1 rRNA gene is annotated in these 479 nt (G+C 59.9%); it reads right to left on the reverse strand.

The features are described 5' to 3' along the window. A 16S ribosomal RNA gene (locus tag ACT89H_RS29480) occupies nt 1-461 on the reverse strand; the annotation flags it as partial. Between the last annotated feature and the right edge of the window lie 18 nt (nt 462-479).

Below are 479 nucleotides of genomic sequence, written 5' to 3' on the forward strand. Positions count from 1 at the left end.
CCTACCGTCACTCTCGCTTCGTCGGAGTCGAAAGAGGTTTACAACCCGAAGGCCGTCATCCCTCACGCGGCGTCGCTGCATCAGGCTTCCGCCCATTGTGCAATATTCCCCACTGCTGCCTCCCGTAGGAGTCTGGGCCGTGTCTCAGTCCCAGTGTGGCCGGTCGCCCTCTCAGGCCGGCTACCCGTCGTCGCCTTGGTAGGCCATTACCCCACCAACAAGCTGATAGGCCGCGGGCCCATCTCACACCGATAAATCTTTCCACCCCCAGCCATGCGACCAGGAGTCATATCCGGTATTAGACCCAGTTTCCCAAGCTTATCCCGAAGTGCGAGGCAGATCACCCACGTGTTACTCACCCGTTCGCCGCTCGTGTACCCCGAAGGGCCTTACCGCTCGACTTGCATGTGTTAAGCACGCCGCCAGCGTTCGTCCTGAGCCAGGATCAAACTCTCCGTTGAAGACTCACAACCACACCC

The sequence above is a fragment of the Nocardia aegles genome, assembly GCF_052545135.1.